At 64.3% G+C, this 22165-nt stretch carries 17 protein-coding genes and 2 pseudogenes; 7 read left to right on the top strand and 12 right to left on the bottom strand.

The features are described 5' to 3' along the window. Positions 1 to 15: 15 nt before the first annotated feature. From AC630_RS22855 to AC630_RS22830, 6 genes are all read right to left on the bottom strand, one after another. Positions 16 to 711 carry an ABC transporter ATP-binding protein gene (locus AC630_RS22855; protein WP_074120702.1) on the bottom strand — a complete coding sequence of 232 codons (696 nt, stop codon included), beginning with the start codon at positions 709 to 711 and terminating at the stop codon, positions 16 to 18. Next, on the bottom strand, positions 711 to 1460 hold the full coding sequence (locus AC630_RS22850) for an ABC transporter ATP-binding protein (protein ID WP_074120701.1): 750 nt from the start codon (positions 1458 to 1460) through the stop codon (positions 711 to 713). The genes AC630_RS22855 and AC630_RS22850 overlap by 1 nt, the downstream gene beginning before the upstream one ends. Continuing rightward, entirely contained in the window at positions 1457 to 2749 is a 1293-nt protein-coding gene (locus AC630_RS22845; protein ID WP_074120700.1) for a branched-chain amino acid ABC transporter permease, read from the bottom strand. The genes AC630_RS22850 and AC630_RS22845 overlap by 4 nt, the downstream gene beginning before the upstream one ends. After that, a complete protein-coding gene (locus AC630_RS22840; RefSeq protein ID WP_074120699.1) occupies positions 2746 to 3693 on the bottom strand; it encodes a branched-chain amino acid ABC transporter permease in 948 nt (315 codons plus the stop codon). The genes AC630_RS22845 and AC630_RS22840 overlap by 4 nt, the downstream gene beginning before the upstream one ends. A 119-nt stretch (positions 3694 to 3812) precedes the next feature. Next, positions 3813 to 5045, bottom strand: coding sequence for a branched-chain amino acid ABC transporter substrate-binding protein (locus AC630_RS22835; RefSeq protein ID WP_074120698.1), 1233 nt, complete (start codon positions 5043 to 5045; stop codon positions 3813 to 3815). Between the two features lie 273 nt (positions 5046 to 5318). Further along, positions 5319 to 6755, bottom strand: coding sequence for a lipopolysaccharide biosynthesis protein (locus tag AC630_RS22830; protein ID WP_074120697.1), 1437 nt, complete (start codon positions 6753 to 6755; stop codon positions 5319 to 5321). A 296-nt stretch (positions 6756 to 7051) separates the two neighbouring features. Here AC630_RS22830 and AC630_RS22825 point away from each other — a divergent pair, with 296 nt between their 5' ends. After that, positions 7052 to 8119, top strand: a complete 1068-nt coding sequence (locus tag AC630_RS22825) for an endo-1,4-beta-xylanase (protein WP_074120696.1) — start codon at positions 7052 to 7054, stop codon at positions 8117 to 8119. Positions 8120 to 8231: 112 nt separating this feature from the next. Here AC630_RS22825 and AC630_RS22820 read toward each other — a convergent pair whose 3' ends face one another. Further along, positions 8232 to 9026, bottom strand: a complete 795-nt coding sequence (locus tag AC630_RS22820; protein ID WP_074120695.1) for a protein-L-isoaspartate O-methyltransferase family protein — start codon at positions 9024 to 9026, stop codon at positions 8232 to 8234. Next, positions 9023 to 12494, bottom strand: a pseudogene (locus AC630_RS22815) (ATP-binding protein). The gene AC630_RS22820 and the pseudogene AC630_RS22815 overlap by 4 nt, the downstream one beginning before the upstream one ends. Positions 12495 to 12779: 285 nt before the next feature. Between AC630_RS22815 and AC630_RS44130 the strand changes: the two are divergent. After that, a pseudogene (locus AC630_RS44130) lies at positions 12780 to 13025 on the top strand (hypothetical protein); the annotation flags it as partial. 463 nt (positions 13026 to 13488) lie between these two features. After that, complete coding sequence (locus AC630_RS22805; protein WP_074120693.1) at positions 13489 to 14220, top strand: 4'-phosphopantetheinyl transferase family protein; 732 nt, start codon at positions 13489 to 13491, stop codon at positions 14218 to 14220. Positions 14221 to 14390: 170 nt separating this feature from the next. Here AC630_RS22805 and AC630_RS22800 read toward each other — a convergent pair whose 3' ends face one another. From AC630_RS22800 to AC630_RS22790, 3 genes are all read right to left on the bottom strand, one after another. Next, positions 14391 to 15416 carry a histone deacetylase family protein gene (locus AC630_RS22800; protein ID WP_074120692.1) on the bottom strand — a complete coding sequence of 342 codons (1026 nt, stop codon included), beginning with the start codon at positions 15414 to 15416 and terminating at the stop codon, positions 14391 to 14393. 142 nt (positions 15417 to 15558) lie between these two features. Continuing rightward, positions 15559 to 16500, bottom strand: a complete 942-nt coding sequence (locus tag AC630_RS22795) for an SMP-30/gluconolactonase/LRE family protein (RefSeq protein WP_074120713.1) — start codon at positions 16498 to 16500, stop codon at positions 15559 to 15561. After that, positions 16457 to 18532, bottom strand: coding sequence for a PQQ-dependent sugar dehydrogenase (locus tag AC630_RS22790; protein WP_074120691.1), 2076 nt, complete (start codon positions 18530 to 18532; stop codon positions 16457 to 16459). The genes AC630_RS22795 and AC630_RS22790 overlap by 44 nt, the downstream gene beginning before the upstream one ends. Positions 18533 to 18739: 207 nt before the next feature. On the opposite strand from AC630_RS22790, the gene AC630_RS22785 reads away from it, so the two are divergent. Together AC630_RS22785 and AC630_RS45555 are read left to right on the top strand one after the other, a co-directional pair. Beyond that, positions 18740 to 18973: a DUF6894 family protein gene (locus tag AC630_RS22785; RefSeq protein ID WP_074120690.1), complete on the top strand. Its 234-nt coding sequence runs from the start codon at positions 18740 to 18742 to the stop codon at positions 18971 to 18973. 9 nt (positions 18974 to 18982) lie between these two features. Further along, the gene (locus AC630_RS45555; protein ID WP_167561256.1) at positions 18983 to 19159 is read left to right on the top strand and encodes a hypothetical protein; all 177 of its coding nucleotides are present in this window, start codon (positions 18983 to 18985) and stop codon (positions 19157 to 19159) included. A gap of 187 nt (positions 19160 to 19346) precedes the next feature. On the opposite strand, the gene AC630_RS22780 is transcribed toward AC630_RS45555, so the two are convergent. Continuing rightward, the gene (locus tag AC630_RS22780; RefSeq protein ID WP_074120689.1) at positions 19347 to 20120 is read right to left on the bottom strand and encodes an enoyl-CoA hydratase-related protein; all 774 of its coding nucleotides are present in this window, start codon (positions 20118 to 20120) and stop codon (positions 19347 to 19349) included. 132 nt (positions 20121 to 20252) lie between these two features. On the opposite strand from AC630_RS22780, the gene AC630_RS22775 reads away from it, so the two are divergent. After that, positions 20253 to 21842: a gamma-glutamyltransferase family protein gene (locus AC630_RS22775; protein ID WP_074120712.1), complete on the top strand. Its 1590-nt coding sequence runs from the start codon at positions 20253 to 20255 to the stop codon at positions 21840 to 21842. A 91-nt stretch (positions 21843 to 21933) separates the two neighbouring features. Continuing rightward, positions 21934 to 22146: a hypothetical protein gene (locus AC630_RS22770; RefSeq protein WP_074120688.1), complete on the top strand. Its 213-nt coding sequence runs from the start codon at positions 21934 to 21936 to the stop codon at positions 22144 to 22146. Positions 22147 to 22165: the final 19 nt, after the last annotated feature.

The raw sequence follows: 22165 nt of genomic DNA, 5'->3' as shown, positions 1-22165 counted from the left end.
CACGGAATGTGAGCGTCACACCTCGAGCCACTCCTGGCGCACGGCGGCATTCGCCTTGAGCTCGTCCGGCGTGCCTTCGAACACGACGCGGCCGTGGCCCATGATGTAGACGCGCTTCGAGATCCGCATCGCGATCGACAGCTTCTGCTCGACCAGCAGAATGGCGACACCTGCCTCTGCGATACGCGCGATGAGATCGCCAACCTGCTGCACGATCAGCGGCGCGAGACCTTCGGTCGGCTCGTCGATCATGATGAGATCGGGATCGCCCATCAGCGTCCGGCACGTCGTGAGCATCTGCTTCTCGCCGCCGGACAGCACGCCCGCGGGCGTGTCGGCGCGGGCGGCAAGATTGGGGAACATGTCGAGCATGTCCTGGAGCCGCCATTTGCCGGGACGGCGCGTATCCTTGATCCCGAGCACAAGGTTCTGACGAACCGTCAGGCTCGGAAAGATGTCGCGATGCTCGGGAACATAGCCGAGGCCGAGGCGCGCGATCTTGTAGCTGGGAAGACCGGCGATGTCCTTGCCCTTGAAGCGGATCGTGCCTTGCGGCGCGACCTCGCCCATGATCGCCTTGACCGTGGTGGAGCGACCGACGCCATTGCGGCCGAGCAGGCTCACGACCTCGCCTGCGGCGACATCGAGGTCGACGCCCTGGAGAATGTGGCTCTTGCCGTAATAGGCGTGGAGATCCCTGACCTCGAGCATCAGTGCGCTTCCTCGCCGAGATAGGCTTCCTTGACCTTTGGATCACGCCGGATTTCTTCCGGCGTGCCCGATGCGATGATGTGGCCGTAGACCAGCACCGAGATGCGGTCGGCAAGGCCAAACACGACGCTCATGTCGTGCTCGACGATCACCAGGGTCTTTCCGTCGGTCAATCGCCGGATCAACGACACCGCGCGTTCGGTTTCAGCGTGGCTCATGCCTGCAGTCGGCTCGTCGAGCATGACAACCGTGGCGCCGCTCGCGATGGTGATGCCGATCTCCAGCTCGCGCTGTTCGGCGTAGGTGAGCAGGCCGGCCGGGACGTCGCGCCGGTGCGTGAGATGGATATCATCCAGGATCTGGGCCGTGCGCTCGCGCACTTCAGGCAGACTGTCGACGTTCTTCCAGAAGGCGTAGCGGTGCCCGGTCGCCCACAGCACGGCGCAACGGACGTTCTCCCAGACCGTCATGCGCGCAAACACGTTGGTCACCTGGAACGAGCGCGACAGGCCGCGCCGGTTGATCTCGAACGGCCGCAGGCCGGAGATCAAATCGCCGTTCAGCTTCACCTCGCCCGAAGTCGGCTTGATGTGGCCGCTGATCAAATTGAACGTCGTGGACTTGCCGGCGCCGTTCGGACCGATGATGGCGTGCCGCTCACCTTTCGCGACGCTGAGATTCAGATCGCGGATGATGCTGACATTGCCAAAGCGCTTTTCGACAGCGCGGACTTCGATCGCCGCGGTCATGCCAGATACCCCCGGTCACGGGCGACCGTCGCCGCCCTGTCCCAGGCGTCCGCGATCCGCTGCCAGGTCAATCGCGCGACAAAGAACCCGCCGACCAGCAGAACCGCAGCGGCGATCCATGTCACCGGCGATGTCGGATTGAAGGCGATGCCGAACAGGTTGATGGGGTCGCCGCCGGAATAACGCGCGATGGTCTCGATGGTCAGGATGACGCCGCAGGCGAGCGCCACGGTTGGCACGATGGCGACGAGATAGGACGGGATCACGGTCCACAGCGTCCCGGCGCGAACCAGTGGCCGGTGCATCATCAACAGGCCGGCGATGCCGCCGGGCGCGAACATCACGATGCCGATGAAGATGATGCCGAAATAGAGCTGCCAGACGCTGGTGACGTTGGTCAGCCCAAGTTGCAGGTAGGTCACCAGGATCGCGCCGAGGATCGGACCGAAGAAATAGGCGGTGCCGCCGATGAAGGTCGCGAACAGCACCAGGCCTGACTGGATCGCGCCAAGATAAGCGGAGTTTGCGATCTCGAAATTGATCGCAGCGAGGCTACCGGCAACGCCGGCAAAAAATCCGGCAAAGCAGAATGCGAGGTAGCGAACGACGTGAGGATCGTAGCCGATGAACTGGACGCGTTCGGGATTGTCGCGGACTGCGTTGCAGATCCGCCCCAGCGGGGTTCGCGTCAATGCGTACATCGCGATCGCCGACAGCACCAGCCAAAACGCGATCAGGTAGTAGACCTGGAGCTGCGGCCCGAACGACCAGCCGAGCATCTTCGGCAAGGCCGTACGGTCGGTTGTGATGCCGGCTTCGCCGCCGAACACCGAGCGCAGGATCAGCGAGGACGACGCCACCAGCTCGCCGATGCCGAGCGAGATCATCGCGAACACCGTGCCGGCACGCTTGGTCATCACCCAGCCGATGATGATTGCGAAGACGAGGCCACCGAGCCCGCCGAACAGCGGGATGAACGGAAGCGGGATCGGCCATCCGTGTGACACCACCGCGTTCATCATGTGACAGGCGGCGAAGCCGCCAAGTCCGTAGTGCACGGCATGACCGAACGACAGCAGGCCGGTCTGGCCGAGCAGGATGTTGTAGGACAGCGCGAAGACGATCGCGATGCCGATCAGGCTGAAGGATGTCAGCGAGCCGCCCGACGAGAAGACCAGCGGAAGGACGACCAGCGCGGCGATACCGATCAGCCAGACGCCGTAGAAGCGCAAGCCATCGCCAGCGGGCTTCGCCGGGGCAATCGAGGTCGAAGTCATAGCCGGTTTCATGACTCGCGCGTCCCCATCAGGCCCATGGGGCGTACGATCAGAATGACCACGAGCAGAAGATAAGGCACGATCGGTGCGACCTGCGCGATCGTGACGTTCCAGACGTCGGTGAGGACGGACGGTCCCGCCGACGGATCGAGCGGGCCAAATGCGCTCGCGAGCGAGCCGTTCAGCGCCACTGCAAAGGTCTGCACCAGGCCGATAACCAGCGAGGCGACGAAGGCGCCGGGCAGGGAGCCAAGGCCACCGAACACGATGACCACGAACAGGATCGGCCCGAGCGAAGCGGCCATATCGGACTGCGTCACCAAAGCGGGGCCGGCAATGACGCCGGCAAGACCGGCCAGCGCGCTGCCGACGCCGAACACCACCATGAACACGCGGCCGACATTGTGGCCGAGATGCCCGACCATGTGGGGATGGGTCAGCGCCGCCTGCACGATGAGACCGACGCGAGTGCGCTTCAGCACTACCAGCAGCGCTATGAAGATAACGACCGACACGACCAGCATGAAGATCTTGTAGGCGGGATAGTTGGTCGAGAAGACTGTGAAGGCCGGGAAGTCGAGCAGCGTCGGCACGCGGTAGTCGACCGGGCTCTTGCCCCAGATCATCGACACGATTTCTTCGATCGCAAAAGCCAAACCAAAGGTCAGCAGCAACTCCGCGACATGGCCGTGCTTGTGGGTGTTGCGCAGACCGTAGCGCTCCACCGCCATGCCGATGGCGCCCACCAGTAGCGGCGCGAGCACCAGCGCCGGCCAGAAGCCGATCCACTTCGTGAGCTGGAAACCGAAGAACGCGCCGAGCATGTAGAAGCTGGCGTGGGCGAAGTTGAGCACGCCCATCATGCTGAAGATGACGGTGAGCCCGCTCGACAGCAGGAAGAGCAGCATGCCGAACAGCACGCCGTTCAGGGTCGAAATGACAATGAGTTCAAGCACAGCGCACTCATCTCTATCCGGGGCCTGATGGCCCCGGCGAACATCGCCCAATCAAACGCATTCCGGCCGCCGCCCTCCCGCGGTCAATGGTGGCCGCGGGCGGGCGACGTGTTTCGTGATTACGGCCGCACCATCTTGCAGGTCGTGGAGACCATGGCCTGCGGCGTATCGACCTTGGAGACCAGATGCCAGCCCCAACCGGTGTTCTCCTCGTCGAATGGCTCGTTCGCGGCGAGCTTGCCGAAGGAGGAGATGTAGATCGGCTGGAAGAACTGGTGGTCGTCCTTGCGCATCAAGCCCTGGCCGCCGTCGAGAACCTCGAACTTCAGGTCCTCGAGCGCCGCCGCGACCTTCACGGGATCAATCGAGTTGGCCTTCTCGGCCGCCGCCTTGAACATGCGCATCTCGTTGACCGCGCGCGGATACCAGAGCGACAGGTTCACCTTGGCGCGGAAGGCCTTCTCGAAGTCCATCGCGGCCTGGTTGCCCGAATTGGCGAAGCCTTCGGTGATCTGGAAGACCTGGTGGTCGAGACCGGTCTGCTTGATCGCGGTCGGACCGCCGGCGCCGCCGGCATAATAGGTGTACCAGTTGACCTTCAGACCGGCATCGGCAGCGGCCTTGAGCAGCAGCGCGATGTCCTGGCCCCAATTGCCGGTGACGACGCTGTCCGCGCCGGACGCCTTGATCTTGGCGATGTAGGGCGAGAAGTCAGTGACCTTCAGCAGCGGATGCAGCTCGTCGCCGACGATCTGGATGTCAGGACGCTTCGCACCCAGCATCTTGCGCGCATCGGTGCGCACCGACTGGCCGAACGAATAGTCCTGGTTGATCAGGTACACCTTTTTGATCGACGGGGTGTCCTTCATGTAGTTGGTGAGCGCTTCCATCTTGATGTCGGAGCTGGCGTCCCAGCGGAAATGCCAGTAGCTGCACTTCTCGTTGGTCAGGCTCGGATCGACCGCGGCGTAGTTGAAGTACAGGACTTCCTTGCCGGGATTGCGCGTGTTGTTCTTGGTGACGAAATCCAAGAGCGCCGCGCCGACGGACGAGCCGTTGCCCTGCGTGATGTAGTGGACCCCGGCGTCGATCGCCTTCTGGGCCTGCACCAGGCTCTCTTGCGGATTGGTCTTGTTGTCTAGGGGAACGATCTCGACCTTGTGACCTAGGATGCCGCCCTTGGCGTTGAGCTCGTCGGCCAGATACTGGAACGTCTTCAGACCGCCCTCGCCGACACTGGCGCCGCCACCGGAGAGCGGATCGATGTAACCGATCTTGAGGGTGTCCTCGGCCGACGCCGCATGACCGAGCATCGGGGCAATCACGGCAATGGCCAAAGTAAGCTTGCGCATTATTTCGTTTCCTCGCTGACTATCGACTTTAGTCGATGGGCATTTTGCGCATATTGCCGCGCAATTCAGGCCCCTAATGAGCAGAACGAACTTTGATTATCAAGCTCAACAGGGCATGGCTCGGACTACCGCCATGAAATCTGAAGGCGGCGGCCCGTCTGTTCCGCACACTTTCCGTAGCGTGAAATAGAACGCAAGCGGAACCGCACGCATCGCGTTTTGCTCTGGACTACGATGGTAGGGGCGGCGCGGCGGCGCTTCGTCAGCCCGGCCTTATACGCCCAGCGGCTTCCGGTTGAACGTCCGCAGGACGCGCAGCGACAAGGTCCGCACATTCGCGACGTTGAGGAGCCACGCCGCGGCGGCGTAGACAGCGCCGCCTGCGAGACTGACGATGATCAGCGCAACGAGGCCGGTGCCGTTGACTTGCGATCGCGCAGCCAGGATCGCAGCCGCCATCGCTGCGGCCGAGGCGGCAACACCGGCGAGGCGGTTGAAGTCGAACGGCACGGGATGGGCGCGGCGCATCAGGACGATGGCGACGAGGAAGCCGATCGCCTCGGTCGCGACCGTCGCCAGCGCCGCACCGTAAAGGCCGTGGCTTGCGACCAGCGCGAACATCAGCGCCACGCTCAGGACGAGCGTGAGGAACGACTGCGCGGCCAGCATGAAGGGCCGCTCGGCGAGCTGAAAGCTGAGTTGTACGTAGAACTGGTTGGCGATGCCGAAAAAGCGGGCGACCACCAGGGTCGGCAGCAGCGCCGACACGCCGGCGCGGAAGTCCACACCGACCAGGGTGCCGGCGACCTGGTCCGCCGCAAGCGCAAGCCAGACCGCGACGGGCGCTACGGTGACGAGCAGTAGTTCGAAGCTTTCGGTCAACCGCTCCCGCGTCAATGCCGTGTTCTTCTCCGGCAGTGTCCGGAATACAAGGGGCACCGTCGCCGAGGCAACGCTCGCTGCGATCATGACCATGAACTGACGCGGCAGATCGGCGACGACGCCGAAAATGCCGGCCGCGTCCTTGCCGAGCAGCCAGGCGACGATAAGCCTGTCGCAGGCCGAGTAGAGCGCAACGGAAAGTCCGGCCAGCGTCAGCGGCAGGCCATAGCGCGCCAGCTGCACGAATTGGCTGCGCTGAAAGCGCGCGATCCTGGTGCGGTCACCGACCAGATTGAGGATGATGCCGGTCAGCGAGCCCAGACCGAACGCCGCGAGCAGACCCATGCCGCCCCAGCCGAGCCATATGCCGAGCAGGCCGAAGCCAACGCTCGACAAACTGCGCACGATCGCGATGGCAGCGAAGCGGTAGGGCCGCAGCTTGGCGCGTTCGAACTCCTGGCCGACATCGACCGCATTGGCCATGATCGCGACGAACGTGCTGGCAAGCAGCAGCTCGACGCTGACGTCGTTGCGAAACAGGACAACCAGCGGGGCCGTGGCACAGAGGACGGCGACCGTGAGCGCGAAGGCGACCATCGCCGTGCCGCGAAAATCCACCTCCGCCGACATCGCCTGATAGCGCGACACTGCTAGCTTGATCCAGGCGAAGAACACCGCACCCAGGATGCCGGCAATGCTGAGGCCGACGACATAGACGCCATACTCCGCCGGCGTCAGCAGCCTTGTGTAGGCCGTGACCGCGAAGAAGCCCACCGCCGCAGGCAGGATGTAGGCCATGAGGTAAATCGAGAAATGGCGGTTCAGCATGCGAGCACGGGGCCGGTGGCGGTCTTACGGTTTGGGCGGCCGCTCATCAGTCGGCCATTAATCAGTTGGTCATTGCGTGGCTATCGGACTGCGGCGCAGCATCCTCGAAGATAGTCACATAAGTCTGCAGATCGGACGGCGAATGGCGCGGAGAAGGCGGTTTCACGCGTTAGCGTTAAATTTGCCCTACACCGACGAAGCTATCGGGCAAGGGTTAACCCAACCGTCGGAAAGCACGGCGTCGCACGGCGCCGCTTGGTACGATCACGCGTTGGTTCCGGAAGGAATGCCGCCACGTGACCAGGCTCGACAGACGCGAATTTCTCCTTGGCAGCGCCGCGACGCTCGCGGCAGGCGTACCTGCGTCCGCAACGCCACCGTCACGATTTGCTCAGCGCCGTCCCGGCTATGGTGCTGCGACCAACCTCTGGAACCTGCAAGCCGATCCAAGGTTCGGCGAAGCCATCAGCACCTATTGCACCCAGGTGGTACCGGAGGTCGAGCTGAAATGGCCCATGCTGCGGCCGGACGCGCACACATTCGCTTTCGAACGCGCCGACGCGATCCTGGATTTTGCCCGGCAGAACGACCTGGCGATGCGCGGGCATGCGCTCGCGTGGTATCATGACATTCCGGACTGGACCAGGCAGATCAAGGACGCGAAAAGCGTCGAGCGTGCGTTCGTCGATCACATCGCGACCGTCGTCTCCTATTACAAGGACAAGCTGACGTCGTGGGACGTCGTCAACGAGCCGATCCCGGACAATCCGAAGGGAATCACCGACAGGCGGGATTCGTTCTGGTCGCAGAATCTGGGCAACCGCTGGATCCCCCTGGCCTTCCGAACAGCGGCTGCGGCGGATCCATTCGTGAAGCTCGCGATCAACGAGTACGACATCGAACAGGTCAAGGACTCGTTCATCGCCAAGCGCGCCGCCTTCCGCAACCTCATCATGGACCTGCTCGACCAGGGCGTTCCGCTCCACGCCGTGGGACTTCAGTCGCATCTGCATGCCGAGCTCGAGATCGACACGCACGGGCTGGCCGAATTCGTCACCGAGCTCCGCTCCTGGGGTCTGGACGTACTCGTCACCGAGCTCGACGTCGACGATCAGAAGCTGACAGGCGATCCGGCCCAGCGCGACGCCATCGTCGCCAAGCGCGTCGATGATCTCTTGACCGCGATCTCGACCAGCGGCCCGGTACGCTCGATCCTGACCTGGGGCATCTCGGATCGCCATAGCTGGATCAACAGCACCTTCGCCCGCAAGGACAAGCAGCCAAACCGCCCCTTGCCGCTCGACAGCGAGTTCAGGCCAAAGCCCTTCATGGACGTCATTACCAGGTTCACGAAGGACGTTTGACGAAAACAAGCACGAGAGCCATTTCCGTTCCGATGGAATCGGAACGGGGCAAGATTCTTGTTTTGACGCGTTTTCGTTACGCAAACCGGTCTCCAGTTCGCTCGAAAACGCTCTAACCATCCGACGGCAGTCCTTGCTCGATTCCGCGAAAGCGCAGCGGCGCAAGTGCAGAGGCGCGCTGCCACCAGTCGGCAACGCGGTCGTCCAGCGCGGTCGTGCCGCGTCCCTGGCCGGGAAAGATCCGGATCTGCTGAACGGCTTCGGCCTGGAAGCCCCTGCCCTTGCGCGCAATCTTGATAACCGCACCTTCACGATCCCGCTGGGTCAGCGGCACCAAAAGACGACCATGCGGGCGGAGCGACTGAAGCCAGCGCGGATGCGGATGCGGGAAGCCGGCATGCACGATGATCACGTCGGCGGGCTCGCCGATATCTTCACATCCGTCACCGCGGACGACCGCGACGTTGCGATAGGCGCGAAGGTAGTTCGCTGCGCGAGCCGCGAGCCGCTCGTCGCATTCGATTGCGCGCACCCTGCCCTTGGGGCCTACGATCTTCGACAGCACCGCCGAGAAATAGCCGAGCCCGCAGCCGATCTGAACCACACGATCCTTCTCCCCGACGTCGAGCACATCGATGAACTGCGCCCAAAGGCTCGGTAGCCCGGTGTCGAGCTTGCGCCGCGCGTCGATCGCGACCAGCACATTGTCGTAGAGATGAACGGGATCGGCGTCGGGTGTGAGCCGGTAGCTGCGCGCAGCCTCGCTCTTGATGCGCCAGGGTCCCCTCGCCAGAAAATCCTCGCGCGGGACGGCAGCGAGCGCTTCGAGCAGGTGCGGCGAGGAAATCCGCTCGCGTTTCGCAATCAACTCGACGTATTGCGCACGCGCGGCAGCAAGGTCGCTCATTTCACGGCATGGGCCTGTACACGGACGGGCGCGTCCCCTCCGAGCTCGTTGACCAGCTGCATCGCCTGCTTCAGGTCCGGCGTGAGGAAACCCTCGTCGAACTTGCCGACGATCGGCACGAGCAGGAGGCTGGCGTGCTCGCGCTTGCCAGCCTCGTGCGACAGGCGCGCGAGGCTGACGGCGGTGCGCAACTCCCAGGACAGTGCGCCCTGCTTGCGGGCGACCTCCAGCGACAGACAGAACAGATCCTCGGCCTCTTGCACCGATCCCGGGTCGCCGCCCGATAGCGTGATCTCGCCTTGCAGGCGGTAGACCTCGGCAAGGTAGGAGTGATCGCCGGTTCGTCTGGCGGTTGCGAGCGCGCCGTCGAGCGCGCGCAAGGCCGCATCGCGCATCCCGACCTTGGCATAGGCTTCCGCGAGCAGGCAGCGGAACCAGCAGCCGGCAAGCCAGGAATCCATCGCCTCGTATTCGTCGAGGCCAAGGCGCATCTGGCTCAGACCTTCATCGGCCTCGCCGAGCTGGGCCAGCGCCCAGCCGCGCAGGATCGCTGCCTGCTGCTTCCAGTGCAGGAAATTGTGCTCGGTGGCGATGATCATGGCGCGGTTGGCGTGATCGCGCGTGCCCTCGACGTCACGCAGATGCTGGCAGAGATAGGCGCCGAACACGAGCGCGAAGGCCAGCGTGAAGGGGTGGCGGATCTTCTCGGCATTCGCGATCGCCTGCTCACTATGCTGACGCGCCGCGTCGGGCCGACCAAGGAACCACAGGAGGTAGCCGAGATAGGACAGCGAGACGACGCCGGGATCGGTGCCATGGCGCTCCATCAGATCGGAGTGCAGGTCGGGACTGTAGAGGTTGATGCAGCGATGCAAATGATGCTGCGCGGCGGCAAAGCGGCCGCGATAAAGCATGGTCATTGCGATCGAGCGGTGCGCCTCGATCAGATAGCCGGTCTGCTGCGCCGGCTGCGTCCGCTCGTTCAGCCGCTCGCGCTTGGCGAACTTCAACAGCTCGACGCTGAGATCGTGCGCGCGGGTGAGATCGGCGCGAATGAAATGACACACCCACAGCCCGCGAGTGGCGGCGAAGGCCTTCTCGTCGTCATTGAGCTGCTGACCGAGCTCGAGCGCGCGGATGTAGTTCTCCTCGACCTCCTGTACCGCGTAGCCCTTGGCGGCGATCAGCGCATTGCCGAGCGCAATGCGCAACTCGAGCTCCATCTCGTCGGCACCTTGCATGCGCGCATGGGCCTGGACGACACCGAGGCCCCGACGCAGATGGCCGATCGCCTCGAGATTGGCGCTGCTCCTGGCCGCCCGCTTGCCGGCCTTGAGCCAGAAACTTGCGGCGCCCTCGCTCTGGCCGGATTCGGTCAGATGGTGGGCGAGCAGCTCCGGCTCGCGCTCGGTCTTCTCCGGATACATCTCGCCAAGCACCTGCGCGATGCGCGCATGCAGCTTGCGCCGCTCGCTGTGCAACAGGCTCGCATGTGCGGCGTTCTGGATCATCACGTGCTTGAAGGAGTAGAGCGCATCCGGCGGATGACCGCGGCGCATGATCAGTCCCGCTTCCTCCAGATGATTGAGCGCGGCCTCGATCTGCTCCGCCGGCGTGTTGGCGACCGCGTGCAGCGTCTCGTAGGAGAACTCGCGGCCGATGGTGGCGCCGATCTGCGCGATCCGCTTGAACGGCCCCATCCGGTCCAGCCGGGCCATCAGCGAGTCCGTCAGGGTCGCCGGGATCGCGAGCTGCCGCCAGGGGCCCGACAGCACGTAGCGCCCGTGACGCTCGGTCAGGAGGTTGGATTCGAGAACGGTCTTGGTGAGCTCTTCCAGGAACAGCGGCACGCCGTCGGTCTTGACGATGATCTCCTCGACGACCTCCTTGGGCAGCTCCCTCCCGGCGACGCGCTCGACGAGCGTCGTGCGCAACTGGCGGCTCAGGCGGTTCAGCACCAAGGTCGTGATGTGCGAATGCGCGCTCCAGCTCGGCTGGAATTCGGAGCGCGCGGTGATGATGAGCAGGACCGGCCGGCTCTGCACCCGGTCGACCAGGAGGTCGATCACCTCACGGGAGGTCGGGTCGATCCAGTGCAAATCCTCGAACGCGATCACCAGCGGCATCTCGCGCGCGAGGCCGAGAAAATGATTGACCAGCGCCGAGACCGTCGCGTCCTTTTGCTGCTGCGGCGACAGCTCGAGCGGCGGATAGCGGTCTCCGGTCGGAATCGACAACAGCGCGGCAAATAGCGGCGCGACCTGTTCGATGTCGCCATGGGCGGCGGAGATCGCGTTCTCCAGGCTCACCAACGACGCCGCGGATGGGTCCTCGCGGTCGAGGCCAAGGGAGAACCTGAGCTGCTCGGCGAATGGATAGAACGCCGTGGAGGTGTGATAGGGCGAGCACTGGAACGAGACCTGTCCGTGCCGGTCGCCCGCGATCCGCTCGAAGATTTCCTGGATGATGCGCGACTTGCCGATGCCAGGCTCGCCGAACTTGACCACGACCTGGCCGTCGCCGTCTTTGCTCTGCTGCCAGCGCCCCATCAACAGCGCGATCTCCTCCTCGCGGTTGACGAGCGGGGTCAGCCGCGAGCCCATGGCGGCGGCGAAGCGGGTTTCGACCCGCGAGGCGCGCACCACATGCCAGGCCTGAGCCTTCTCCGAGATGCCCTTCAACGCGTGGGCGCCGAGATTGCGGTAGTCGAACTTTCCCTTCAGCAGCGACTGGGTCGAGGCGGAGATCACGACGCCGTTGGGCGGCGCCAGGCCTTGCAGGCGTGCAGCAAGATTGACGGTTTCCCCGACCGCGGAGTCGCGCTCTTCGGTGCCTTGCCCCACGAGGTCGCCGACCACGACGAGGCCGGTCGCGATCCCGATGCGGACGGCGGGCCGCGCGGCTGAGCGCACCGCGCGGCTCGATCGCGCGGGCGGTCGACAGCACCCGCAGGATCTCGAGCCCGGCGCGCACCGCGCGCTCGGCATCGTCCTCATGCGCGGTCGGATAGCCGAAATAGACCAGAATGCCATCGCCGACGAAGCGGGCGGCAAAACCTTCGTAATGCTTCACAACGCGGACGCAGGTTTCGCGGAAGCTCGCGATCATGTCGCGCACATCCTCCGGGTCGAACTGCGCCGAGAGCGAGGTGGAGTCCACCATGTCACAAAACATGGTGGTGAGCTGACGCCGCTCGGCGCCGACCTCCGTCCGGGCTTGCGGGCGAGCCGCCGCGTCGGGCTTCTCAGCGGTCTCGGCCTGGAACAGCGCGGTCATGGCCCGCTGGAGCCGCTTGCGATCGCCCAGCGGCAATCCGAGCTCGACCAGATCGGACTCGGTCAGATCTCCCATGACATCGAGATCGAGACGGTGCTGCGCAAAGAGATCGGTGTAGTGACCAAGACCGATGCCTTCGAGCCAGTGCTTCAGCCCGCCTTCCGTCCTCGTGCCCGGTTCATTCTCCAGCATGGTGATTCTGCCCCACCATCACTCCGTCGAAGGGCTTTGGGCCCCTCAGCCACAGATTTCGGGGCCCGAACTTCACCTCAGACTGGACGCGTTCCCTAAGTTCCAGGAAGAATAGCCCAATCAGATCAAAAGGGAATGGCATTGTCGGACATTGCATCCGGTGCAGGAGAGGGATCAGCCGAAACCGAGACCTTTGCCCAAATCGGCGGCCTTCTCGATTTTTATGCGCGCAGGACACCGGCAGCGCCCGCCCTCCTTGCGCCGGGCCGGCCGCCCCTCACCTACGCGGTGCAATCGATCGGAAACATCGCGCGCGAGGGCCAGCCGGTGCTGCCAATCGACCAGACCTGGCTGTCGCTGATGCTCAAGGAGTGTCCGACGGGAATCACCGGTTCATGCAATTACAAGAGTGAACTGCTCGATGGCCTTATGGTCGGCGAGTGGATGGCCGAACTCGTCACACTGCTGGGGACGGCCGTCGCCCAACCCGACGCGCCGCTCGGCCGATTGCTCGACCGCAGGGCGACATGACTGGCTGTTCAGAACAGGCCAATAGGGGTTCACTCGCCAAAGCTGTGATTGACCAAGTTGCATCTTGATTATTTGCCGCCACCGCGCAAGATTATTCCCGCGCTTTGATTTTGACGATTTATTTTCAATCGGGGGAATGTTGTGGGTTTCATCAAATTTACCAAGGGCGCCTCGCTGGGCGAAAATGACCGCAAGGCCCTGCAAAAGTTGCTGAACGTCGAGAAAAAGTAGGGCTCGTCGGCCGGGACGCCGCACGAATCTTCTGGCTTCATTTTTCGAACATTTGTCACTCGCGCGTCGAGGTCGGGCCTCGCACAAGCTTGCGTCGGTAAACCGGCCCGCAAATCGACAAGAATTTGCCTGAGTGGACCGCTAAGAGCGGTTCACTCGTTGATTCTTGCTCAGTTGATTCTTCCGTCAGGGCTGGGGATTTGGCCTCCGCCTGACGCCAAAGGCCGTATTGATGGCAGACGACAGGATTGAACTGTTTGTCGGACTGATCGAGACCATTGACGCGCCGGGCACGGCCGATGCGTGCCGTCGCCTGCTCTCGGTCGACGAACGGGTCCGCGCCGACCGCTTCATGTTCGAGCGGCATCGGCGGCAATATATTTTCGCCCACGCCATGCTGCGCCTGGCGCTTTCGCGGGTTGCACCCAATGTAGCGCCCTCCGACTGGTCCTTTGCAGCCGGCCGCTATGGGCGGCCGTTCGTTGCAGCGCCCGCAACGTCGACCGCGCTGCATTTCAGCCTGTCGCATGCCGACGGCTGCGTCGCCTGCGTCGTATCCAGGCACGAGGCCGTCGGCGTCGACGTCGAAACAGTGTCACGGCGTGTCGCGCCGCTGTCCACCGCGCTTCGCTTCTTTGCGCCGGAGGAGGTCGAAACGCTGCGCAGCCTGCCGGAGCCAACCGCGATCGAGCGCTTTTTCGACTACTGGACGCTCAAGGAGGCCTATCTGAAGGCCAGGGGGTTTGGGCTCAACCTGCCCCTCGACGCATTCGCGATGCAGGTGTCACGCGAAGCCATCGAGATCAGCTTCAAGCCTGATATCGCCGACGATCCGCGCGGCTGGCGCTTCTCGCTGTGCTCGCCGTCGCCCTCGCACCGCCTCGCGATCGCCGATGGCTCCCGTGCGGACGGCGGCCTTCCCATCAGCCGCAATGCCTGGCCGCTCCAGGAAGCGGCTGAATGACGAATGTTTTGAACTCTTCCCACTCTCCCTGTTCTTACGGGGAGAGCGTCAGGTTGCGGGGCTGCTTCAACAAAAACGGTGACAGTTAGATTCGAAGAGACTGCCCCTCGCCCGGCATTTGCTCTCGCGAATTCCGACCTCTCCCCGCAAGCAGAGGTGAAGAACTCGCCTCACCGCGCCTCTTCGAACCCTGCCAGCACCGAGGTCAGGTTCGCGCCCAAAATCTCCGAGAGATAACCGCCCTCCTGCACGAATACGGTCGGAAGGCCCATCCTGGCGATGGCCTGGCCGATGCGGCGGAAGCCGGGCGTGGTGACGGCGAGGCCGCGGAGCGGATCATGCTCGGAGGCGTCGAGGCCGAGCGCGATGACGAGGGCGCCGGGCGCAAAGGACTCGATCGCCTTGCGCGCGACGTCCAACGCCTGGATGTAGCCGTCATCGCCGGTGCCGATGGCCAAGGGAATGTTGAGATTGGTGCCGAGGCCGGGTCCTTCGCCGCGCTCATGCGCGTAGCCCCACACGTAAGGATAGTACGCGATGGGATCGGCGTGGATCGATATCGTGTAGACGTCCGGCCGCGCGTAGAAGATGCCTTGGGTGCCATTGCCGTGATGAACGTCGACGTCGAGGATCACGACGCGCTCGTGCTTGAGCCGCAGATGAGCAGCGGCGATCGCGCTGTTGTTGAGAAAGCAGAACCCGCCGGCCATGTCGCGATAGGCGTGATGGCCGGGCGGACGGCAGAGCGCGTAGGTCGCATCCTCGCCGTCCATCACCATCTGCGCCGCGGTGACCGCCACGTCCGTCGCGGCGCAAACCGCGGCCCAGGTGCCGGGGCCGATCGGCGCCGCTGTGTCGGCGGTGTGCCAGCCGAGCTTGCCGACGATATGGGTCGGATAGGTCGCGGCATAGCGCACGGGATGGATATTGCCGATCATCTCCGGGCCGGCATCGCCGAGCGCAGTCCACGCGTCCCAGGCTTCACTCAGGAACGACAGATATTCCGGACTGTGAATGCGCGCACGCGGGCCCTGCCCGAACTTAGCCGGCTCGACCAGCAGATGCTTGCCATCCTTTAACCCCTTGAGCAGGCGGTCGGCGCGCTCGGGCTGCTCGGTGGTGCGCTTGACGACACCGCGAACCAGGAAGAATTGCGGATCGTGGCTGCGTTGCAGTTCGGTATGGACGGCTTTCACTCAAAACACTCCGTGATCGCGTGCTCTTTGAACGGTGCCGCAGATGTCTTGATCCCTGCCGCGGCCAGATGCAAGCAAGAAGAATTCCGTCCTCGCCGCACTGTTCTGCGTTCGGAGCAGACCGCCTTTGAATCGCTTGAGCTCAGCAGCGCCCGCGCTGGAGGCAGTGCTCGCGACCCGGCTGGTCGGTGCGGAAGGCCTCGATGAAGCCGCCCTGGCGCTGTGTGACGAAGACGGTCTTGCCGTCGCTGCCGCCGAAGGCGAGGTTAGTCGGCTCCTTGCCCCTCAGCGTGATCTCGCGCTCCACCGCGCCATTGGGCTTCATCAGCGCGATCGTCCCCTTGAGGATGCGCGCGACATAGAGACGGCCGCTGACGTCGGTGCGCAGACCGTCGATGGTGTCGGGCTGGAACGTCTTGACGAGTTTTGCGCCGGTGAGCTCGTTGCCATTGATCGCATACGACCAGATCTGGCCGCTGCTGGATTCCCCGACATAGAGCGTCTTGCCATCAGGACTGAGATCGATGCCGTTGGTGGTGCCCATCGCGCGCGGCGCCGACATGACTTGCCCCTGCACCGACCCATCGGCGGCTTTGGAGATACGCCAGATGTGGCCTTCGCGGCCTTTCCAGTTCGGATCGCTCGCATAGATCGTGCCGTCGCGGGCAACCGTGATGTCGTTGGGCTGGTTCATCTCGTCCGAGTGAAACCAGATGACCGGCTCGGTCGCGCCCTTCGGGATCGCGAAGATATTGTGCTTCTTGTAGTCGGCGATGAACATGGTGCCGCTGCGATCGAAGCGGATGGCGTTGCCGACGCTGCCCTCGGGGAGCGCTGTGAATTGCTCCGAAGCGGCGCCGCCCGCCGGCAACTTGCCGATGGTGCCGGGCTTGCCGAAGTTGACGACGAAGAGATTGCCGTCGAGGTCGGCGGCGGGCCCTTCGATGCCGAAGGTGTATTCGCCAGGCGGCGTCACCTGCGCGCTTTCGAACAGTTTCGTTTCCGCTTGGGCGGACGCCGTCGCGATGACGAGGAAAACGCTACTGCACAGGCACCAGAAATTCCTGCCGGATGTAATAGCCATCGCCGTCGGTGCACCCGCCATTGAGATAGGGATCGGCCGGCCGGAAGAATCGGCTGAAGCCGGGTTTGTCTACAGCGCTCCTTTGTGTCACGACGACGACCTTGGAGGCCGGTATTTCGCCGCATTCCTTGTTGGACTTGCCATAGAACTTGCGTTGCGGCGGGCCCGACTTGATCCGCATCCGCGTGCCCGGAACCATTTTCGCGACGAGCAAATCCACGGTGTCGAGCAGACGTGCATAGCCGGGCTCGGTCTTCGGCAGGCTTTCGCCGCCCGGCGGCATCAGCTTCTCCGCGCCGAGACCGCGCAGCCGCGTGCGCAGCTTTCCGGACTCGGGATCATCAGGATAAATCCAGCCGTCCTGCGACAGCATGAAGCGCAGCACCGTGGCGTTCTTGTCCGCGTCCGATTGGCCCGGCTTCAGTCCGAAATCGGAATGGCAACCGACGCAATGCTTCTCGACGAGGCCCTTGCGCAGCGTGGTGACCCGGCCGCTGTTCTGCGCATCCCTGGCGACGAACGCCGCGAGCTGGTCGATCATCGCCTGGCTGCGCATGTCGCAGGGCAACGGCTGCGGCGGATCGCCGGCGGCGCGGTCGATGCGGATCACGGTCTGATTCTTGTCCTCGACCAGCCAGATCGCGCCGTCCTCCGCAACCGTCATGCCGACCGGCGCGCCTTGCGGTCGCGCGCCGTTGACGCGGTGCCAGCCGGCGATCAGCTCCTCGAACGGCGCGGCGGCGATCTCGCCAGCGTCGGTCTGAAAGCTGCGTGTCGGGTCGGCCGCGCAACTGACGTGGTAGCGCACCGGCGCCGGGCTCGGCTTGGGGAAGCCGTGATCGTCGACCTCATAGATGAGGACGCGGCTGCCGGTCGGGCGGTAACCGTGCAGGCCGACCAGCAGCTTGCCCTCCAGCTCCGGAAATTTGGCGCCGTGATAGTAAAGCATCGCGAGCGGCGCCCCGTGCGGCGGCAACAGCGAGAACGGCGCCTTGTAGAGCGCATTGGCCGCGCAGAGCGACTTGTAGGTCCCGGATTGCAGCACGAGCTTGAATTCGGAGCTCGGCGTCGAGACGTCGTAGCAATAGGGCCAGCCATAGTGCTTGCCCTGCTCGACCGCGTTGATCTCCTCGTTCGGCTTGAAGATATCAGAGAGATCGCGGCCGTTCTCGCCCTGCAGGAAGGCGTAGCCGGCATCGGGAAAATTCGGGTGCAGTGCTAGCGCCATCGAATTGCGCAAGCCGCGCGCATAAACAGTGTGCGGCGGATCGGGATCGTTCGGCTTCAAGGCCGGAAAGATGCCGCCCGCGGGCGGCGTGAACAGCCAGATCGATGCCATCGCGGCAGCGCCCTCAGCGGCCGCGCAAGGCCGTGTGATCGGGGCCGGCGTGATGCAGTCGTCGCTGTGCGAGCCGATGTTGACGAACAGCCGGCCGTTCCTGTCGAACACGAACTGCTTGAGCGGATGGGCACTCTCGTCGAGCCTGGTGCCGTCAGGCAGCGTGATCCGACGGCCGGGCATGTGCCGGACGATAGTCTCGACCGTGCTGCGCGGATTGTCGGCGAGCGGGTCGAACCGGAAGATCGTCTCGGCGGTCGAAGCGTAGAGTTTCTTGTCCGGGCCGATCACGAGGCCGAAGGGATATTCGATCGCAGTCAACAGCTCCTTGAAGCGCTGCCCTTGGGGCGCATGCGGATCGAGCAGCAGCAACCGGCCGTCGGTATGGCCCCAGCCGCCCATGTCGGCGACCACGAACAGATCACGGCCCGGCACCTGGACGATCGAGCGCGGAAATTTGAGATGGTCCTCCTCGCTTGCAACGAGGCCGGCGCAAAATCCCGCCTTCATGTCGATCTGGATTCTGGGAAAGGCGAGATCGCCGCTGCCACAGGTTTCCGTGCCGATCGCATAGCCGCTTTTCCTCACCGGTTCGGAGGAGGCTCCGGAGGTGAGGCCGAGCAACGCTCCGACGACGACCGCCGCCAACAGGCGCAGGCTTCGGCGTTCACGCCAGAATGTGAGGTGGTTCACGGCGGCCTCCCGGACTTTCCGTCCAAAGTTGTTCCATGCCGCAGGAACGCCGTCCAGTTGACCATCACTCCCCTGTGATCAAACCCACAGGGGTCTTCGTGGCGACCAATCTCCGTAGATTCCCTTACCGGGCTCGCCCCGAATATTTCGCGAATGCCTCGGGTGGTATCGGTTTGCCGTCCCAATCGCTCCCTACAGGAGGGGCATATGGTCCAGGTCTATTTTCACTGCTCCAATACCGAGGGCACGCTGATCGATCGCAGCGGCACCGCGGTCGCCAGCCTGACCGAGGCGCGCGACCGTGCCGCGCAGATCATGCACTCGATGATCCAGACACCCGGTGCCGAGGACTGGCGCGACTGGATCATCCATGTCAGCGACTCCGACGGCGAGGAGATTTTCGATCTCCCCTTCACCGCCATGCTCGGCAAGCCGCATTGAGGTGATGCCGTGTTGTTCGCCTCACTGACCCTGCTTTGCCAGCCCCTGAGCTTCGTCGCCACCAAATGGCAGAAGCTGGTGCGGATCGCAGGCAACCCCTACCGCCCCGAGCTTCATTACATGCGCGGGCCGGGGCCGAAATGGCGCGCCAAGCATCGCGCTGGCCGCAGCGACGGCTCGCTCTGAGCGCTGCGGCTTCGCCGCTGTCCCCCTGATCTCTGTCTCTTTGTCGTCATGGCCGGGCTTGTCCCGGCCATCCACGTTTTTTAACGCGGATGCAAAGACGTGGATGCCCGGGACATAGGCGAGCGAAGCGACGCCGTCCTTCAGACGGCTATGCCCGGGCATGACGAGTTCGGGGCAGCTGTCCCCCTCACTTACCCGTAAACTTCGCCTTGCGCTTCTCGACGAAGGCGTTGCGGCCTTCGATGGCATCGGCGCTCTTGCGGATCGTAGCCTGAAGCTCGATCTCGCGGCGGAACTGCGCCTCGTAGGCCGTGTGCTCGCTCTCCTCGATGAGCGCGCGGGTCGCGACCAAGGCGCGCGTCGGACCGTCGGCGAGGCGGCGCGCCAGGGTCAACGCCTCCTCCATCAGCTTCGCATCGTCGACGACCTGCCGCACCAGACCGATCTCCTGGGCGCGTTCGGCCGTCAGCGGCTCGTTCAGGAGCATCAGCTCGAGCGCGCGCTGCCGGCCGATCAGCCGTGGCAACAGCCAGGTCGAGCCGAGATCCGGCACCAGCGCAATCCGGCTGAACACCTGGATGAAGCTCGCCGACCGCGCCGCAATAATCATGTCGCCGGCCATTGCCAGACTGAAGCCGCCACCGGCGGCCACGCCGTTGACGGCGACGACGACAGGCACGCGGCATTCGCGCAGCGCCTTGAACGCCGGCCAGTAGAAGCGCATCACGCCAGCGGCGATATCCTCGCCGAGCGCTTCAGAGGCCTTCAAATTCTGCCCCGAGCAAAAGCCGCGTCCGGCACCGGTGAGGATCAGGGCGCGAACGCTTTCGTCCCGCGTCATCTCGGCGATGGCGGCGGCAAGCGCGCCGAGCAGGTCCGGCGTCATCGCGTTCAGGCTCGCCGGCTCGTCCAGCGTCAGGATCCCGACCGCGCCATCCCGCGCCTGTTTCACACCTGCCATGTCGCGTCTCCCTTTGGATGGATGTTCTCGTTGGCAGCAATGTGCCATTCTCCGTGGGCTTCGCCAATTGCGGAGCTTCAAAGTCAGCGCAACGAAGCCAAGACAACCGAAGCCAAAGATCAAGACAACATCATGCCTCATCAGTTCAGCCTCGCCCAAACCGTCCGCAAACCCGCCGTCAAGTCCAAGGGCGGCATCGTCGCCGGGCAGTCGCGCCGGGCGGCCGAAGTGGGGGCGCAAGTCCTGGCGGCGGGCGGCGACTGCGTGGACGCGATCGTCGCGACTACTTTCGCGCTGAACGTGCTCGAGCCCTGGAACAGCGGTATCGGCGGCGGCGGCGCGATGGTGCTCTACCGCGCCAAGGAAAATCGCTACGAGGTGATCGACTACGGAATGTGCGCCCCGCAGAGCCTGCGCGCTGCCGACTATCCCCTCAGCGGCGAGGGCGCAGCCTCCGATCTCTTTCCCTGGCCGCGGGTGAAGGGCGACCGCAACATCCACGGCCCCGGCTCGATCGCCGTGCCCGGTGTCGTCGCCGGCATGGAGGAGGCGCATCGCCGCCACGCCAGGCTGCCGTGGAAGGACCTTGTCGCGCCGGCAGCCGCGCTCGCCGGCGAAGGCCTTCTGGTCGATTGGTGGACCACGCTGATGATCACGGGCTCCGCCGCCGATCTTCGGCGCTATCCCGCGAGCGCGGCATCTTTCCTGAAGGACGGCCTGCCACCGAGCGCGCCATGGGGCGTCAAGTCCGAGACGCGGCTGCCGCAGGACACGTTGAAGGCGACGCTGTCGCACCTTGCCGAAGCCGGACCGCGCGACTTCTACCAGGGCGATCTCGCCAAGAGCATCGCATCCGACATCAAGGCCGACGGCGGATCGCTGTCGGTGGAGGATCTCGCCGCCTTCCGCGCCCATCTGCGCGAGCCGCTCGCGATCCCCTATCGCGGCGGCAAGGTGTTTGCGACGCCGGAGCTTACGGCCGGGCCGACAATGGCGCATGCGCTGCGCCTGTTGCAGCAGAATTTGAAGCCGGCAGGCACGCCCGACGCAGCCGCCTACACCGAATATGCGCTCGCCCTGCAAGCGGCCTTCCGCGAACGGCTCAACGACATGGGCGATGCCGACGGGAAACGCTCGCTCGGCGCCGAATATCTGGCGCCCTCCTGCACCACGCATTTCTCAGTGGTCGACCGCCACGGCAACATCGCGGCGGTGACGCAGACGCTGCTCTCATCCTTCGGCTCGAAATACGTGACGCCGCACACCGGCATCCCCATGAACAACGGCATCATGTGGTTCGACCCGACGCCGGGCACCACCAACTCGCTCGCCCCCGGCAAGCGCTGCCTCTGCAACTACACGCCTGTCATTGCCGAGACGAAGGACGGCAAGCGGCTCGCGGTCGGCGCCTCCGGCGGCCGCCGCATCCTGCCTTCAGTCATGCAGCTGGTGTCCTTTGCGATGGACTTCGGCATGGACCTCGATGCCGCCATCCACCAGCCGCGCATCGACGCCAGCGAAGGCGCGATCGTGATTGGCGATATCAGACTGCCGGCAGAAGCGCGCAAGACGCTGGCCGCGCGCTTCGACTATGAAGAGAGCCGGGTGCAGGCTTTGCCGCCAAAGTTTGCCTGCCCGAGCGTGGTGATGCGCGAGGGCGACGTCAATTCCGGCGCGGTCGAGATCTTCCAGCCTTGGGCCGACGCGGTGGCGGAGGGCTGAGCGCCACTACTCCTCCATATTTGCGCGCGACACCGCGATCGATGTCCGTTCATCGAACGGGCATATGCGTGCCTAAGAGGAGAGATTTAGGATGAAGAAGCTTGCGCTCGCCGCAACATTGATCGTCGCGGCCGGCTTCACGATGCCGAGCACGGCATTTGCCAAGGGCGGTCACGGTCATGGCCACCACGGCGGATACCATGGACATCGCCATGGCGTGCCGTCCGGATGGTATCACGGGCGCAAGGTTGGTTGGCGCGGCGGCGGGTGCCCGCCCGGACTGTGGAAACAGGGCCGCTGCTAACGCCCCACCTCAACTCATG

It is taken from the genome of Bradyrhizobium sp. AS23.2 (genome assembly GCF_001908185.1).
Classification (GTDB): domain Bacteria; phylum Pseudomonadota; class Alphaproteobacteria; order Rhizobiales; family Xanthobacteraceae; genus Bradyrhizobium.
Note: the sequence above shows the minus strand (reverse complement) of the source record. Positions and strands in the feature narration are given on the sequence as shown.

What these genes read in the sequence shown, in the direction of transcription:
- AC630_RS22835 (WP_074120698.1), bottom strand. Translation starts at nt 5,045, where the DNA reads ATGCGCAAGCTTACTTTGGCCATTGCCGTGATTGCCCCGATGCTCGGT.
- AC630_RS22820 (WP_074120695.1), bottom strand. Translation starts at nt 9,026, where the DNA reads ATGAGCGACCTTGCTGCCGCGCGTGCGCAATACGTCGAGTTGATTGCG.
- AC630_RS22850 (WP_074120701.1), bottom strand. Translation starts at nt 1,460, where the DNA reads ATGACCGCGGCGATCGAAGTCCGCGCTGTCGAAAAGCGCTTTGGCAAT.
- AC630_RS22780 (WP_074120689.1), bottom strand. Translation starts at nt 20,120, where the DNA reads ATGGCAGGTGTGAAACAGGCGCGGGATGGCGCGGTCGGGATCCTGACG.
- AC630_RS22785 (WP_074120690.1), top strand. Translation starts at nt 18,740, where the DNA reads ATGGTCCAGGTCTATTTTCACTGCTCCAATACCGAGGGCACGCTGATC.
- AC630_RS22795 (WP_074120713.1), bottom strand. Translation starts at nt 16,500, where the DNA reads ATGGCTATTACATCCGGCAGGAATTTCTGGTGCCTGTGCAGTAGCGTT.
- AC630_RS22845 (WP_074120700.1), bottom strand. Translation starts at nt 2,749, where the DNA reads ATGAAACCGGCTATGACTTCGACCTCGATTGCCCCGGCGAAGCCCGCT.
- AC630_RS22830 (WP_074120697.1), bottom strand. Translation starts at nt 6,755, where the DNA reads ATGCTGAACCGCCATTTCTCGATTTACCTCATGGCCTACATCCTGCCT.
- AC630_RS22775 (WP_074120712.1), top strand. Translation starts at nt 20,253, where the DNA reads ATGCCTCATCAGTTCAGCCTCGCCCAAACCGTCCGCAAACCCGCCGTC.
- AC630_RS22770 (WP_074120688.1), top strand. Translation starts at nt 21,934, where the DNA reads ATGAAGAAGCTTGCGCTCGCCGCAACATTGATCGTCGCGGCCGGCTTC.
- AC630_RS22855 (WP_074120702.1), bottom strand. Translation starts at nt 711, where the DNA reads ATGCTCGAGGTCAGGGATCTCCACGCCTATTACGGCAAGAGCCACATT.
- AC630_RS22805 (WP_074120693.1), top strand. Translation starts at nt 13,489, where the DNA reads ATGGCAGACGACAGGATTGAACTGTTTGTCGGACTGATCGAGACCATT.